16 protein-coding genes are annotated in these 14,970 nt (G+C 52.6%); all 16 read left to right on the plus strand.

Annotation, left to right across the window (positions count from 1 at the left end; all coding sequences use genetic code 11):
• The first annotated feature begins 2 nt into the window (after positions 1-2).
• The 16 genes from flhB to rpsB all read left to right on the plus strand — a co-directional run bounded on the left by flhB (position 3) and on the right by rpsB (position 14,882).
• Positions 3-1,097, plus strand: a complete 1,095-nt coding sequence (gene flhB, locus BN2684_RS20455) for a flagellar biosynthesis protein FlhB (RefSeq protein ID WP_058304658.1) — start codon at positions 3-5, stop codon at positions 1,095-1,097.
• Between the two features lie 30 nt (positions 1,098-1,127).
• A complete protein-coding gene (gene flhA / locus BN2684_RS20460; RefSeq protein ID WP_058303946.1) occupies positions 1,128-3,158 on the plus strand; it encodes a flagellar biosynthesis protein FlhA in 2,031 nt (676 codons plus the stop codon).
• Positions 3,155-4,480, plus strand: coding sequence for a flagellar biosynthesis protein FlhF (gene flhF / locus BN2684_RS20465; RefSeq protein ID WP_058303947.1), 1,326 nt, complete (start codon positions 3,155-3,157; stop codon positions 4,478-4,480). Before flhA ends, flhF begins: the two co-directional genes overlap by 4 nt.
• Complete coding sequence (locus tag BN2684_RS20470) at positions 4,477-5,379, plus strand: MinD/ParA family protein (protein WP_058303948.1); 903 nt, start codon at positions 4,477-4,479, stop codon at positions 5,377-5,379. The genes flhF and BN2684_RS20470 overlap by 4 nt, the downstream gene beginning before the upstream one ends.
• Before the next feature lie 66 nt (positions 5,380-5,445).
• Positions 5,446-6,087 carry a CheB methylesterase domain-containing protein gene (locus BN2684_RS20475; protein WP_058303949.1) on the plus strand — a complete coding sequence of 214 codons (642 nt, stop codon included), beginning with the start codon at positions 5,446-5,448 and terminating at the stop codon, positions 6,085-6,087.
• A 23-nt stretch (positions 6,088-6,110) separates the two neighbouring features.
• Positions 6,111-8,147 carry a chemotaxis protein CheA gene (locus BN2684_RS20480; RefSeq protein WP_058303950.1) on the plus strand — a complete coding sequence of 679 codons (2,037 nt, stop codon included), beginning with the start codon at positions 6,111-6,113 and terminating at the stop codon, positions 8,145-8,147.
• Between the two features lie 43 nt (positions 8,148-8,190).
• Positions 8,191-8,652, plus strand: a complete 462-nt coding sequence (locus BN2684_RS20485) for a chemotaxis protein CheW (protein WP_058303951.1) — start codon at positions 8,191-8,193, stop codon at positions 8,650-8,652.
• A gap of 4 nt (positions 8,653-8,656) precedes the next feature.
• Complete coding sequence (locus tag BN2684_RS20490) at positions 8,657-9,274, plus strand: chemotaxis protein CheC (RefSeq protein WP_058303952.1); 618 nt, start codon at positions 8,657-8,659, stop codon at positions 9,272-9,274.
• Positions 9,271-9,765 carry a chemotaxis protein CheD gene (locus BN2684_RS20495; RefSeq protein ID WP_058303953.1) on the plus strand — a complete coding sequence of 165 codons (495 nt, stop codon included), beginning with the start codon at positions 9,271-9,273 and terminating at the stop codon, positions 9,763-9,765. The genes BN2684_RS20490 and BN2684_RS20495 overlap by 4 nt, the downstream gene beginning before the upstream one ends.
• A gap of 3 nt (positions 9,766-9,768) precedes the next feature.
• A complete protein-coding gene (locus BN2684_RS20500; RefSeq protein WP_058303954.1) occupies positions 9,769-10,182 on the plus strand; it encodes a hypothetical protein in 414 nt (137 codons plus the stop codon).
• An 18-nt stretch (positions 10,183-10,200) separates the two neighbouring features.
• Positions 10,201-10,986: a FliA/WhiG family RNA polymerase sigma factor gene (locus BN2684_RS20505; RefSeq protein WP_058303955.1), complete on the plus strand. Its 786-nt coding sequence runs from the start codon at positions 10,201-10,203 to the stop codon at positions 10,984-10,986.
• Positions 10,987-11,026: 40 nt separating this feature from the next.
• Positions 11,027-12,436, plus strand: coding sequence for a DUF342 domain-containing protein (locus BN2684_RS20510; protein WP_058303956.1), 1,410 nt, complete (start codon positions 11,027-11,029; stop codon positions 12,434-12,436).
• Positions 12,437-12,492: 56 nt separating this feature from the next.
• Positions 12,493-12,816, plus strand: coding sequence for a hypothetical protein (locus BN2684_RS20515; protein ID WP_058303957.1), 324 nt, complete (start codon positions 12,493-12,495; stop codon positions 12,814-12,816).
• A 34-nt stretch (positions 12,817-12,850) separates the two neighbouring features.
• Complete coding sequence (locus BN2684_RS20520) at positions 12,851-13,432, plus strand: hypothetical protein (RefSeq protein ID WP_058303958.1); 582 nt, start codon at positions 12,851-12,853, stop codon at positions 13,430-13,432.
• Positions 13,425-13,955 (plus strand): hypothetical protein, encoded by a 531-nt coding sequence (locus BN2684_RS24770; protein WP_058303959.1) that lies wholly within the window; start codon positions 13,425-13,427, stop codon positions 13,953-13,955. The genes BN2684_RS20520 and BN2684_RS24770 overlap by 8 nt, the downstream gene beginning before the upstream one ends.
• A 228-nt stretch (positions 13,956-14,183) precedes the next feature.
• On the plus strand, positions 14,184-14,882 hold the full coding sequence (gene rpsB, locus BN2684_RS20530; protein WP_058303960.1) for a 30S ribosomal protein S2: 699 nt from the start codon (positions 14,184-14,186) through the stop codon (positions 14,880-14,882).
• Positions 14,883-14,970: the final 88 nt, after the last annotated feature.

Here is a 14,970-nt window from a genome sequence, read left to right on the forward strand (position 1 = left end):
AATTGTCTACCTTTCGTTACCCGATAAACCTGCAATTGTTTGCCGGTGAGAAGACAGAACCGGCTACGCCGAAGAAACGACGGGAAGCGAGAGAGAAAGGCCAGGTTGCCAAAAGCCAGGAGCTGCCTGGAGCCCTTGTCCTTCTGGCCTGCTTCGCTTCCTTTTCCCTCTTTGGCGGCTTCATGAAGGAGAGGTACATCAAGCTCTTCCAGTCTACCTTTCAAGATTATTTGCTGACAGATATCACCATCCCGAATGTGGTATCTCTGTTCGGCAATCTGGCAAAGGAAGGCCTGCTTCTTCTGACTCCGGTTTTTATGGTCGGCGTATTGGTGGCGCTTCTCGCAAACTTTATGCAGGTTGGGGTTCTTTTTACGGGAGACCCACTCAAAATGAAGTTCAGCAAGATCAATCCGATTGAAGGCTTTAAACGGATGTTCGGCATGAAGGCACTGGTCGAATTCTTGAAGTCCATCTTGAAGATGACCATTATCGGGATTGTGGTCTATCAAACCTTCTGGTCGGAACGGGGCCAGATGCTGGTGCTCGGGCATGTTCCCTTGCGAGAGATCGTCGGTTATGTGGCAGACCTGACGGTTGGCTTGGGAATTAAGATCGGGTTTATCCTGGTCGTACTCGGAGCACTCGATTATTTCTATCAGAAATTTGAATACGAAAAAAATCTCCGGATGTCGAAGCAGGACATTAAGGATGAATATAAGAAAACGGAAGGCGATCCCTTGATCAAGGGGAAGATCCGCGAGAAGCAGCGGAGGATGGCCATGCAGCGGATGATGCAGGAAATTCCGAATGCGGATGTCATCATCACCAACCCTACCCATTTTGCCGTAGCGCTGAAATACGATTCGAATGAAATGGCGGCACCTCGGGTCATTGCCAAAGGAGCGGATTACGTCGCGCTCAAAATCAAGGAAAAGGGCAAGGAGCATGGCATTGTCTTGATGGAGAACAAACCGCTTGCCCGGGCTCTCTACAGCCAGGTCGAAATCGGACAAGCCATTCCCGCCGAGCTGTTCCAGGCGGTTGCGGAGGTGCTCGCTTATGTGTACAAGCTTAAAGGCAAAGCGAAAGCCTAGTGTCGATTCTATTGAGAGGAGGAACGTATCGTGAAGGCCAAAGAGTTTACCGTCTTAATCGGCATCATCGGCATCGTGCTCATGATGATCGTTCCCATTCCCATCGGTCTTCTCGATGTGTTGCTCGTCATCAATATCACGCTCGCGATCCTCATTCTGCTCGTGGCGATGAATACGCAAGAGGCGCTGCAGTTTTCTATTTTTCCATCCCTGCTGTTGATCACGACCTTGTTTCGTCTCGCTCTGAACGTATCGACGACCCGGAATATACTGGCGAAGGGCAAGGCAGGCGATGTCGTTCATACCTTCGGTTCATTCGTCGCCGGAGGAAACCTGATCGTCGGCTTCGTTGTCTTCTTGATTCTCGTCATCGTGCAGTTCATTGTCATCACGAAGGGCTCGGAACGGGTAGCGGAAGTCGCCGCCCGGTTCACCTTGGATGCGATGCCCGGCAAGCAGATGAGCATCGATGCGGACTTGAATGCTGGACTTATCAATGAGCAGCAAGCCCGCGAACGGCGTACGAAAATTGAGAAGGAAGCGGACTTCTACGGCGCCATGGACGGCGCCAGCAAGTTTGTCAAAGGTGACGCAATAGCGAGTATCATCATCTTGATCGTCAACCTCGTCGGCGGATTCATCATCGGAATGATGAACGGCATGGAATTCTCGGACTCCGCCAGCCATTATACGATTCTCTCCATCGGTGACGGCCTCGTTAGCCAGCTTCCGGCGCTCCTCATTTCGACGGCATCCGGCCTCATCGTCACCCGTGCAACCTCGGAAGGAAATCTCGCCAGCGACCTCACTTCGCAGATCTTCGCTTATCCGAAACTGATGTTCATCGCGGCGGGAACTCTCGTCCTCTTGGGAACCTTTACTCCGATCGGCATCGTCTCCACCTATCCGCTTGCAGCACTTCTGATTTATGCGGGCATCAAGATGCAGGGCAACATGCGGAAAAAGCAAGCGATTGACGAACAGCTGGAGGAAGAGCAGCAGATCGAAGAGGTCCGAAGCCCGGAGAGCGTTATCAGTCTCCTGCATGTCGATCCGATCGAATTCGAGTTTGGGTATGGCCTCATTCCGTTGGCCGATGCCCAGCAAGGAGGAGATTTGCTCGACCGGATCATTCTCATCCGTCGGCAATGCGCGCTTGAACTCGGAATTGTCGTTCCCGTTATCCGCATTCGCGACAATATTCAACTAAAACCGAACGAATATGTCATAAAAATTAAAGGAAATTCCGTAGCGCATGGTGAATTACTACTTAATCACTATCTCGCGATGAGTCCTGGGTTCGAGGACGATGCCGTATCGGGGATCGAGACGATTGAACCGGCTTTCGGGCTTCCGGCCATTTGGATCGACGATGCCACGAAGGAGCGAGCTGAATTGTCGGGATACACAGTCGTCGATCCTCCATCCGTTGTGGCGACCCATCTCACCGAAGTGATCAAGCGGCATGCTCACGAGCTTATCGGGCGCCAGGAAACCCGGGCACTTGTGGACAATGTCAAGGAGACCTTTCCGGCTCTTGTGGAGGAGTTGGTTCCGAGCATTCTTACCATCGGCGATATTCAGAAGGTGCTTGCCAAAATGCTCCGCGAGAAAATCTCCGTTCGCGATATGGTGACCATTCTCGAAACCTTGGCGGATTACGGTACCTACACCAAAGATCCCGATATCTTGACGGAATATGTGCGCCAAGCGCTTTCGCGCCAAATCACCCAGCAGTACGCAACGGAAGGTGATTCCCTTAAGGTAATCACCGTGGGCCCGAACCTGGAGCGCAAAATCGCCGAATCTGTGCAGCAGACGGAGCAGGGCTCCTATCTGGCTCTTGATCCTTCTTCATCACAGATGATTCATCACCGCCTATCCGAGCAGATCACCAAAGCCGTCCAATCCGGACAGCAACCGGTTATCTTGACCTCACCGACGATCCGGATGTATTTGAAGCAGCTCTTGGAACGTACCCTCCAGGATGTCCCGGTTTTGTCTTACAGTGAGCTCGAACCGAGCGTTGAAATTCAAAGTCTGGGAGTTGTGAATATATGAGGGTGAAACGATATGTGGTCGATACCATGCCCGAAGCCCTGCAGAGGATTCGCAGCGAGCTCGGCAACGACGCAGTTATCCTCAGTACGAAAGATATCCGGACGGGTGGGTTTCTCGGCTTATTCGGCAAGAAGCGGATTGAAGTGGTCGCTGCCACGGATACCCCGGAAACCGCGCAAGCGGGTCCGGCAAAGCAGAAGCCCGCTCAGTCGACCTTGCAGCCGATGATTAGCGTTCCCAAGCAGTCTGCCGCAAGAGCATATGGCGGCACAGCCACATCGCCGAAGAGCGAGCCGCTCGTGATGCCTCACGTACCCGATGTTCTTGTCGAGCGTGAAGTTGCAGCGGCGGCCGCACCCGTTTCCACACCCGCTCCAGCTCCCGTTCGCCCGACTGCAGGTCAGCCGAATGAAGCGAAGCCGATCAGGTCCGCCGCTTCCAGGCAGGATTCGGAGCTGATGGATGAAATTCGGCAGATGAAAGAAATGATGCGAAATCTTGCCGCTCGTGGTCCATCTGGACCCGAGCGGCATCCGATCATTCAGATGTGGGCGGAGCGTCTCGAAGCTCAAGACTTGTCCAGCAGCGTGATGAACGACATCCTTGGCTCGGTTGAGATGAGAGCGGAGAGCGATCCTGATTTTCTGAATGAAGAGAGCGTAAAGGAACAGATTCGATCCGTGCTGCTCGGGATCATATCCGGCAGGGGAGGGACCCCGATCGCACCCGATATGAAGGTTGTGAATTTCGTTGGCCCGACGGGGGTCGGGAAGACCACGACCATCGCCAAGCTGGCTGCGGATCAAGTTCTTCGTTCTCACCGCAAAACCGGGTTCATCACGGCGGATACTTATCGGATAGCCGCTGTGGAGCAGTTGAAAACCTATGCCACGATCCTCAATGTCCCAATGGAAGTGGTGTTTTCTCCGGCAGATCTGCAGAAGGCGTTCGACCGGTTGGATACGTGCGAGGTTATCTTCATGGATACCGCCGGCCGGAACTACCGCAATGAACGCTATGTATCGGAATTGAACACGTTATTGCAAGCCCGTGGAGGCAGCGAGACTATTCTGGTGCTCAGCCTTACCAATAAATACTCCGACATGAAGGTCATCGCAGACCATTTCTTGAATTACGGCGTCGAGAAGGTGCTCTTCACGAAATGGGATGAGACAGGCTCTTACGGGGCGATCATCAATTTGTTGTATGAATTTCCGCTTCACCTCACCTATGTGACCAACGGGCAAAACGTCCCGGAGGACATTCAACTGCTCTCGGAAGAGCTGCTGGTTGATTGGATCATGGGAGATAAGACCGGATGAGCGATCAAGCAGAACGGCTGCGGCATCTTGTTGAATCTCGCATGCAAGGCGCTCCGGATATGCCGCTCCGGCCGGATAACGAAAGAGAAACTCGTGTCATCACCGTGACCAGCGGCAAGGGAGGAGTCGGCAAATCCAACTTCACCTTGAATTTCTCCATCGCGCTGCAGCAGCTCGGTTATCGCGTTCTCATCTTTGATGCCGATATCGGGCTCGCTAATATCGATGTGTTGATGGGGCTAAGCCCGAATTACAGTCTCTATCATCTATTGAAAAAGGAAAAATCCATTTTCGACATCGTGCAGATTGGGTATGGCGGTGTTCGTTTTATTGCAGGCGGTTCCGGCTTCACCGATTTGCTCCGTCTAAGCGAAAGCGAGCTGAACGAGTTCGCCGAACAAGTGAGTCTGCTGAACGGGCACTTTGATTACATCCTGTTTGATACCGGAGCAGGGCTGTCGAAAGAGACGATGAAATTCATCCTGGCCGCCCACGAGACGTTCGTGGTGACAACACCGGAGCCCACTTCGTTAACAGACGGGTACGCTATCATCAAAATGGTTCATCAACAGGAGGAGGCGGTTCAATTCCGACTCGTTATCAATCGGGTGACCGACGAACAGGAGGGAAAGGCGACGGCCGAGAAAATCTCGCTAGTGGCGAAACGTTTTCTCGACATCGACATCCCCACTCTCGGCTATGTCACCGACGATAGTCATGTTTCTCGGGCGGTGCGTAGACAAATTCCGTTTACCGCCGCTTATCCGAACAGCGATGCAGCTCGCGAGATCATGAGCATTGCTGAGCGGTATGCGGGAATGAATCGATTGAAACGGGAATCCTCCTCTGGCATCAAAGGATTCTTGTCCAAAATGCTCCGTTTGCTGAACAATTCGTAACCTTAGTCATCCCCAGCTTTGGATGAATGAGATGATGACAACCAAGAACGCAAAGGAGGTAACCCGGTGCCTATACAAAGAGACGAACCGACACCGGTCAAAACCGGAAGATCATGGTCAGCTCCGCCTTTTCAGCACTTGATCGCCATCGGCACTTCCACGGGAGGTCCGCGAGCGCTGCATGCCGTACTCACCGCATTGCCGGCTGATTTGCCGGCTCCTGTTCTCGTCGTTCAGCATATGCCGCCGAAATTTACCAAATCATTGGCAGAACGGTTGAATGCGAGCAGTGCGATCACGGTAGTCGAAGGCGCAGACGGAATGATCGTGGAGAAGGGAACCGCTTATATCGCACCCGGAGGCTACCACATGATGATGGTTCGCGATGAAGCAGGCGTCTATCGAATCAAGTTGACCTTGGACGATCCCGTATCCGGTCATCGTCCTTCCGTAAACGTCTTGTTCCAGTCGCTCCTGCCGTTCCAGGAACTCAAGAAGTATGTGGTACTGATGACCGGCATGGGAAGCGATGGGGCAAAAGGGATGCAAGCCTTGGCGTTAGCCGGATCGGTTGCAACGATAGCGGAATCAGAAGAAACCTGCGTGGTTTATGGAATGCCCCGCGCAGCGGTTCAACTTGAATGTGTCACCCATATCCTTCCGCTTCACGAAATTCCCGGCAAATTGTCGGTAATGATACAGGGTTAGAATGACTCGGAGGTGCAACGCCTTTGGAACTGAATCAGTATTTGTCCATGTTTATCGATGAATCCACCGAACATCTGCAATCGATTAATGAAAAGCTTCTGGAATTGGAACAAAGCCCGGATAACCTGGACATCGTCAATGTGATTTTCCGCTCGGCCCATACGCTCAAAGGAATGGCAGCCACGATGGGGTTTGAGGACCTGGCGTCACTGACCCACCAGATGGAAAATGTCTTGGATCTGGTCAGAGGAGGCAAGCTGACCGTCGACTCGTTTATCTTTGACGGCTTGTTCAAGAGTACGGACGCGCTGGAAGCCATGCTGTCCGATATCATTGCCGGCGGAACCGGGAAGGCTGACGTGAGCGGCATTGTCGCCGTGTTGAAGTCTATTGTCAGTGGAGAGTACAAGGAAGCCGTCGGAGCAGCGGCAGCCGCTAGCGAAGGAGCTTCTGGTGAAGATGCCGTCGCTCTCGATCAGTTCCAGCTGTCCGTTCTGGAGCAATCGCTTGATTCCGAATTCCAGGTGTATTTTATCCGCACGGAGCTGACGGAGGAATGCGTACTCAGAGCCGCCCGCGCTTATATGGTATTCCGTCAGTTGGAAGACAACGGGGAGATCATCAAATCGTTCCCTTCGGTTGAAGACATTGAGCAAGACAAATTCGACCGTGCCTTTTCCCTCTATTATGTGTCCAAGCTTCCGCAGGAAGCGATTGTTCATCTGATCGAGGACATTTCCGAAATTCGTTCTGCGACGGTAACGCCACTCGATCATGACAGCCTCCGGCTGATCACCCAGCCGATTCTTACGGCAGCGGAGACCGCAGCAACGGCTGCTGCCCCCGTCAAGCGGGAGGAAACGGCCGCTGCGGCAAAGACGGCTCCGGCTTCATCCGGCCACGCCGTGGCGAACCGCACGATTCGGGTCGATCTGGACCGCCTCGATCACTTGATGAATCTCTTCAGTGAACTTCTGATCGACCGTGTTCGGCTTGAGCAGTTGGCCTCCGAAATTCGCCGCAGCGATTTGACCGAAACCGTAGAGCATATGTCTCGCGTCAGCAGTGACCTGCAGAACATCGTGCTCAACCTGCGCATGGTTCCGATCGATACGGTATTCAATCGGTTCCCGAGAATGATTCGTGACGTCGCCAAGACACTCGGCAAAAAGCTTGAGCTCGTCATCAGCGGTGCGGAAACCGAGCTTGACCGTACAGTTGTCGACGAGATTGGAGACCCGCTTGTTCACCTGCTGCGCAACTCTGCCGATCACGGCATCGAAACCATCGAAAACCGCAAGAAAGCCGGCAAAGACGAGACGGGCACGATTCAACTTCGCGCCTATCACAGCGGGAATCACGTGATCATCGAGGTTTCCGACGACGGGGCCGGCATCAATCGCGCCAAAACGCTGGCCGCCGCCATCAAAAAAGGGGTCGTCACCGAAGAAGCAGCCGAACGGATGTCGGATGAAGAAGTCTATCGCCTTCTCTTTGCGAGCGGCTTCAGCACGGCGGAGAAAATATCTGATCTCTCCGGCCGGGGTGTCGGTCTCGATGTAGTGAAGACCAAGATCGAGTCGCTTGGCGGACAGATCCACATCACCTCGAAGGAAGGCGTGGGCACAACCTTCTCGGTTAATCTTCCGCTTACTCTCTCGATCATTGGAGCTATGCTGATTGAGATAGGCAGCGAAAAATACGCCATCCCGCTCAATTCGATTGTCGAAACGGCTGCTGTCGATATGAATAAGATCCGCAGGATTCACGGAAACGATCACCTGGATTACCGAGGGAGCGTCATTCCCGTGATCGATCTCGGAACGGTTCTGGATGTTCCCGGCTATCAACCGGCGGACAGCGGCGAGTTGAATCTCGTCATTATCCGCAAGCGAGAAAAGCTGGCCGCTCTCATCGTCAGCGATTTTATCGGGCAGCAGGAAATCGTTCTTAAGAACCTCGGCAAGTACCTGAGCAAGGTTTTCGCCGTATCCGGAGCCACCATTCTCGGTGACGGCCAAGTCGCGCTCATCATTAATCCGAATGCCTTGATCAAATAGCAAGACAGACCTGCAGGGAACCGTCTAAGGAGGTAGTTAGTTAATGGGTGAAGAAATCAAAGTGATCGTCTTCAAGCTCGGAGCGGAGGAATACGGGATTGAAGTGGAAAAGGTGGAGACCATCGAACGCATTCAGCATCTGACCCGCGTTCCGAAGACACCTCCTTTCATCAAGGGAGTTATGAATTTGCGGGGCGTCGTAGTTCCGGTGCTCGATCTGCGCGGACGTTTCGGACTTGAGGAGACGGCCTATACCGACAGCAGCCGGATTATCATCATCTCCATCAAAGATTTGAAGGTGGGCATGATCGTCGACTCCGCTGACGATGTCATCGATGTGGACAGCGAAACCATTTCCGATCCTCCCGAAATTGTCGGGGGAGTCAAAGCGAAATACCTGCGCGGCGTGGCGCGTGTTGGAGAGGAACGTCTCCTGATTCTTCTCAATCTGAAGGAAGTTCTCAACAAGGGAGAACTCGTCCAGTTAGAAGAGTTGGAGGAATAGGCTCGTGGCATTTCATTCCCTTGCCGATTTCCATCTAGATGTACTCAAAGAAGTTGGCAACATAGGCGCCGGCCACGCCGCTACGGCGCTGTCTACCTTGCTTGACAAGCCAGTAGACATGCTAGTTCCCCAAGTCAAGCTTGTTCCGTTTGAAGAAATCTCGGAAAGCGTCGGAGGCTCCGAAAAGGTGGTCATCGCGATCTTCCTTCGAGTGGAGGGCGAGACTCCGGGCAACATGTTCTTCATTCTCTCCATGGAATCCGCCAGACACCTGCTCAAGCGGCTCGCCGGGCTGGAATGCGGCGGGAAAGAAGAGTTTGACGAGATGGAGCTCTCCGCTTTGAATGAAATCGGTAATATTCTTGCAGGGTCTTATCTGACCTCGCTGGCTGATTTCACCCGGCTGAACATGGTTCCAACCGTTCCATCTCTTGCTGTGGATATGGCGGGGGCCATTCTCAGCTATGGATTGCTGCAATTCGGTGAAATGGGAGACCATGCCCTTTTCATTGATACCAAATTCCTGCAAAATGGCGACGAGGTGGAAGGGCATTTCTTCCTGATTCCTGATCCGGAATCCTTTGATCGGATTTTTGCTGCATTGGGAGTCGCTGCCGAATGATAGAACGGACCTTGATTAAGATCGGGATGGCTGACCTTAATGTTACGGCTTCCCCAGGTATATTGAAAACCACGGGACTCGGGTCTTGCGTCGGATTAACGCTGTATGATCCGCATGTTAAGATTGCCGGAATGGCGCATGTCATGCTGCCTTCCTCGGATATCGCCAAAGAAGGACAGCTTAATCATGCGAAGTATGCGGATACCGCCATTCCCATGCTCATCCAACGGATGGTGGCGCTCGGTGCAGTCATCAGTCGAATGGAATCGAAAATGGCGGGGGGGGCTCAGATGTTTGCCTTCAGTACGGCCAAAGATACGATGAGAATCGGCCCGAGAAATGTGGAGTCTTGCAAAATGATGCTGAACCAATACAGAATCCCCTTAAAGGGCGAAGATACAGGAGGCAGCTATGGCAGAACCGTTGAATTTGATTCCGCTACGGGTATGCTGCTCATCTCCAGCGTCCAGCAGGGAAGTAAGGAATTGTAGCCCATGAAGGAATCCATCCGTTTGCCGCTTGGCGTGGCTTTAGCCGGCTTTGTGTTTACCTTCTTTTTATCCCTGTCCCGTAATATCTTGAGCACTTCCTTGATTCGAGGGCTGCTCAGTGCTGCACTGCTGTTTCTGCTAGGACTTGCCGTGAAATGGATCTTGGGCGTCTTGTCCGCACCTCCGGCACCCAACCTTTCGGACGCGCTTCGGGACATGCCCGATGATCAGAATGACGTAGGCCGTTCTCTGGATCTGACGACTCCGGCAGAGGATGATGAATTGAATCGCCTCATCATGCATCAAGAACCGGCTGAGCCTTCCTTTGAACCGCTTAAGCCTCCTAAGCTGACAACCAAGACGGAGCAAAGTGCACAACATCTCGCAGATGCGCTCAGGACGATGTCCGAGGAGTAAGGTGGTGAAGAAAAGACCGTGAAAGAAAGCGGCAAATCTCTCAAATCCGGGGTATCCTTGTGGAAGCGATGGAAGGAAGAGGGAGACGAGAACGCCAAAAAGGAACTGATCGAATCCTATCTTTCCCTGGTGGATTACGCTGCGGGACGGCTCGCCATCGGGTTGCCCAAATCCGTCGCCAAAGAAGACCTCATCAGTACCGGAATTCTCGGTTTGATCGACGCTATAGAGAAGTTTGATTACGAACGCGGATTGCAGTTCGAAACGTATGCCTCATGGCGGATTCGCGGAGCGATGATCGACGGGCTCCGGCAGAACGATTGGGTTCCGAGATCCGTTCGGGAAAAGGCCAAGAAGATTGAAGATGCCTACCAAAAGCTAGAGCAGCAATACATGAGAAGCGTGTCAGATCTGGAAATGAGCGAGTTTCTTGGAGTAAACGAGAGCGATTTCCGACAGATGCTGCAGGAGGTTGCGGTCTCCACGATCTCTTCCATTGACGAACCGGTGAAGGACGATGAATACGAATCCCGGCTCGCCTATCTGGTCGACGAAAAGGCAAGGAATCCCGATTATCGGGTGAACGAGTTTTTTCAAAAAGAAACATTGGCGAAAGCGATAGACCGATTGACGGAAAAGGAAAGGACAGTCGTTTCCTTGTTTTATTACGAGGAGCTATCCTTAAGCGAAATTGCCGAAGTGATGAGCCTATCGCCATCCCGAATCTCCCAGCTTCACTCCAAGGCGATTCTTCGGCTAAGAGGGTCCTTAAACCGGTTGAAAGGCCAGTTGCTGAGCGATTGATCCCGGACTTAACACTAGTGCATGTAAGGGGGGAAATCGTGTGGGATCGAGACGATATCCGATCGACCACTATATTAAACTTAAGGTTTCAGACGACAAGCTCACGGTTTGGCTCATCTTGGAGCAAATGGACGAGAGCTTCAGCTGCACCTCGAATGAAGTCATTGAGTTTCTGCGGGGGAATGGCATCGTCTATGGAATTCAGCAGCAAACGATCGATAAACTGGCGGCTTCACCTGGATCTTATCTGAATACACTCATCACGGCGGCAACGGGAACGGCTCCTCAGGATGGTAAGGATGGTTTTATTCGCTTTCTCTTTGACTTGGACGGGCACGTCCGCAAACCGAGAATGCTGGAAGATGGAACGGTGGATTACCGGGAAATGACCCAGATTCTCAACGTGAATCAAGGAGACAAAATCGCGGAACGCATCCTTCCAGAGGATGGCGTTCCGGGCATGACCGTAAAAGGCGATCCCATTCCGTTCAAAAGAGGGAAGGACGCTCGCCTCAAGGTCGGCAAAAACGTCATGACGGATTCGGAGCAGACGGCCTTATTCTCTTCTATCAACGGCGTAATCACCCGGACGGATGGAGACAAGATCAACGTATTTCCCATCTATGAAGTGAACGGCGATGTGGATTACAACATCGGAAATATCGACTTCGTCGGATCGGTGGTCATCCGAGGAAATGTGAGGAGCGGCTTCCGGGTCAAAGCTTCCGGGGACATTCGCATCACTGGCGGAGTCGAAGCGGCCGAGCTTTACGCGGATGGCTCCATTGAAATCAGTGGCGGTATTCTCGGTCAGAACAAAGGGATTGTCAAAGCGGGCAAAAATATCAAGAGTTCCTTTATCCAAGAAGGCCGTGTTGAAGCCGGAGAGGATGTCATCATCACCCAGAGCATCATGCATTCGGTGATCCGTGCGGGCCGAGGAGTTCTGTGCACCGGAGCCAAGGGTTTGATTGTCGGCGGGACCATTCAAGCGGGTGAACGGGTGGAAGCACGGACGATCGGGAATTCTCTGTCTACGGTAACGAACATTGAGGTTGGCGTTCTTCCGGAACGACGCAACGAATTGATTTCCTTACGGACTCAGCTCAAGGAAAACACCGAAGCTCTCCGCAAGACGGAGCAAGCTCTGGCGCTGCTGGATCCCTTGGCGGCGAGCGGGCAGCTTTCCATGGAGAAGATGGCGATGCGGATAAAGCTGAACCACACCAAGCGCAAAGCCGTGGATGAAATCAACTTGATGAAAGAGCGCCTCTTGGAGCTGGAAAGCCTTCAAGAACAGACAAATACGGCTATCATTGAAGTCGGCTCCGTCATATACGGTGGAGCGAAGATCGTGATGGGCCGGTATACTCGCTTTATCAAGGATCCGGTATCCAGGGTGAAGTTCCGTATCATCGATGGGGATATCGGCCTGCTGACCGGAAACTGACGGCTTGCATGTCTGCGGAGCAAAGAGTATTCGATATGCCAGGAGGCGAAGGTGCCATGAGTTTTAAGTCCATCGATATGCAGATCGCTGTACATAAACATCATGATGCAGGTCTCGTTCAAAGACAGCTCTCCGAGAAACCCACCTGGGATCAATCCGCGGCCGCAGCAAGCCAGATGAAGCAAGATGAGGTCCAACGGAAGCGAAGCCCGCAGACAACGAAAGCGGAAGGCGGCTCCATCCGCAGCTCGGAAGAGCGCAAGAAAGGGAAGGGCGGAGGGCAAGCCAAACCGCACTCCTCCACTCTTCCTCCGGAGGAGCAGGAGGGTATGGAAGCCCAGCATCCCTACAAGGGCCATCGGTTGGATATCACATTGTAACGAGGGTCGGTTTCACAGATAGGAGGCTAGTAAAATGGGCGGTTTGGAGCCATGGGTAGTGGTGGTGATCATCGGGATCTTATGCGTTCTGTTCTCCTGGACTCGGAAAGAACCAGAACCGTCGAATCCGGTGACGGCTGACATCGAGAATGCCATGGACTTGGTTACGGCTAGCCTGGAAGAAGAAAATCGCAAGCTTTTGGAAGCCATGAGCAGCATGAAACAGGAATACGCTCTACGGGCTGACGCGTGGGAAGCGAAAACCGTTATTCTTGATTCGCAGATCCAAGAGCTGAGATCACAAGTGGTGCGTCTCACCGAACGAGAAAGCCAACATTCATTCTCACACGGAATAGCGGGACAGGCAGTCTATATGCCGGAGGTCTTCCGGCAAAGAGAATCGGCGCACGCCGTTGCGAAGGAAGAATATCCCACAGAGGAGAATCGTCGACCGGAGGCCAAGGATTCAAGCATTCGCGGCCGTTATCCGGACCTCTTCCAACTCCATGCCGAAGGCAAATCCATTGAGCAGATAGCCCGAAAAATCGGCCTCAGCAAGGGAGAAACGACTTTGATCCTGCAGCTTGCGAAGCAGGAGGAAGAGGATTATGTTTAGAAGCCGAAAATTCTTGTTCGGTCTGGGAACGGGTATTATGATCGGGGCGATCTTGGTCCAGCTAAGCTTTATCGGTTCAACCGCTGTACCGTCCTCTTTGCCGGACGTATCGCCTGTTCCATCTCCGACTTCAACGGCGTGGACTGGAGAGCAGCTGGAGAAAGCCGCAGAAGAGCAGGGTAAGGTCATCCTTACCAAAGAGGACTATGAGCAGCTGCAGAAGCCGACGGCAACTCCAACGTCGACGCCGACTTTATCCCCAACTTCGACCCCGACATCAACTCCGACTTCATCTCCGGAGCAAGCGGCCGAATCAACGAAACGCTACGTATACATCTATAATGGGATGAGCTCCAACACGATTACGGAGTATCTCTCTCAAGCAGGCGTCGTTCAGGATCGGGTTGCTTTTGGCGAACGGCTCAGGGATACCCGTCAGAAGCACAAATTGGTTACAGGCATGCATGTCTTCGAATTGAACTCCGATATCGACAAGGTAGTGGCTGAGCTAACGGGAACGTAATTAGCGAGGCGCTGCCTTCTTTTTTTGGGTCAGTTTGGGATGAAGCGAAAGAGTGAAATGCTGTCGAAGAATGGTTGCATTGGTGAAAGCTTCTGTGGTATAGTAATTAGCGGTGTCAAGAACACACACGCCTTTTAATTCGTACGGAGGTGCTGCCGCACAGGCAGTCCCGGACGAAAATGAGAAAGGCGGAGGACAAAATAAACCATATTGAGGAGGTGTGTGGAGATGGCAGTTATTTCCATGAAACAGCTTCTGGAAGCTGGGGTACACTTCGGTCACCAAACCCGTCGTTGGAACCCGAAAATGGACAAATACATCTTCACCGAAAGAAACGGAATCTACATCATTGACCTGCAAAAGACGGTCAAGAAAGTAGAAGAAGCTTACAACTTTGTTAAGAGTGTTGCGGCTGATGGGGGCACGTTCCTCTTCGTCGGAACCAAGAAGCAAGCTCAGGATTCCGTTAAGGAAGAAGCTGAGCGCTGCGGAATGTACTACATCAACCAACGTTGGCTCGGCGGCACGCTGACCAACTTCCAAACGATTCAAAAACGGATTTCTCGTCTGCACGAGCTCGAGAAATGGGCCGAAGACGGCACGTTCGAACTTCTTCCGAAGAAGGAAGTTATCCTTCTTAAGAAAGAACAAGAACGCCTTGACAAGTTCCTGGGCGGCATCAAAGGCATGAAGAATCTGCCGAGCGCACTCTTCATCATCGACCCCCGCAAAGAACGCATCGCCGTAGCGGAAGCCCGCAAACTCGGTATCCCGATCGTCGGCATCGTCGATACGAACTGCGATCCGGACGAAATCGACTATGTCATTCCGGGTAACGACGACGCTATTCGCGCCGTCAAGCTGCTCACCTCCAAGGTGGCAGACGCCGTTGTCGAAGCGCATCAAGGCGAACAAACAACAGCTTAAATCATGAAATAGCGGGGGTGGGTTGAAGGTCTAAGAACCGACACCCACCCCTTCTTTATATCCGTGAACCCAAAACCAATTCCCCCAC

Origin of the sequence: Gorillibacterium timonense (assembly GCF_001457415.1) — a bacterium.
Classification (GTDB): domain Bacteria; phylum Bacillota; class Bacilli; order Paenibacillales; family NBRC-103111; genus Gorillibacterium; species Gorillibacterium timonense.

Excerpts from the sequence above, each read along its gene's own strand:
- flhF (WP_058303947.1), top strand. The coding sequence starts at position 3,155 with ATGAGGGTGAAACGATATGTGGTCGATACCATGCCCGAAGCCCTGCAG.
- BN2684_RS20470 (WP_058303948.1), top strand. The coding sequence starts at position 4,477 with ATGAGCGATCAAGCAGAACGGCTGCGGCATCTTGTTGAATCTCGCATG.
- BN2684_RS20485 (WP_058303951.1), top strand. The coding sequence starts at position 8,191 with ATGGGTGAAGAAATCAAAGTGATCGTCTTCAAGCTCGGAGCGGAGGAA.
- BN2684_RS20495 (WP_058303953.1), top strand. The coding sequence starts at position 9,271 with ATGATAGAACGGACCTTGATTAAGATCGGGATGGCTGACCTTAATGTT.
- BN2684_RS20500 (WP_058303954.1), top strand. The coding sequence starts at position 9,769 with ATGAAGGAATCCATCCGTTTGCCGCTTGGCGTGGCTTTAGCCGGCTTT.
- BN2684_RS20515 (WP_058303957.1), top strand. The coding sequence starts at position 12,493 with ATGAGTTTTAAGTCCATCGATATGCAGATCGCTGTACATAAACATCAT.
- BN2684_RS20520 (WP_058303958.1), top strand. The coding sequence starts at position 12,851 with ATGGGCGGTTTGGAGCCATGGGTAGTGGTGGTGATCATCGGGATCTTA.
- BN2684_RS24770 (WP_058303959.1), top strand. The coding sequence starts at position 13,425 with ATGTTTAGAAGCCGAAAATTCTTGTTCGGTCTGGGAACGGGTATTATG.
- rpsB (WP_058303960.1), top strand. The coding sequence starts at position 14,184 with ATGGCAGTTATTTCCATGAAACAGCTTCTGGAAGCTGGGGTACACTTC.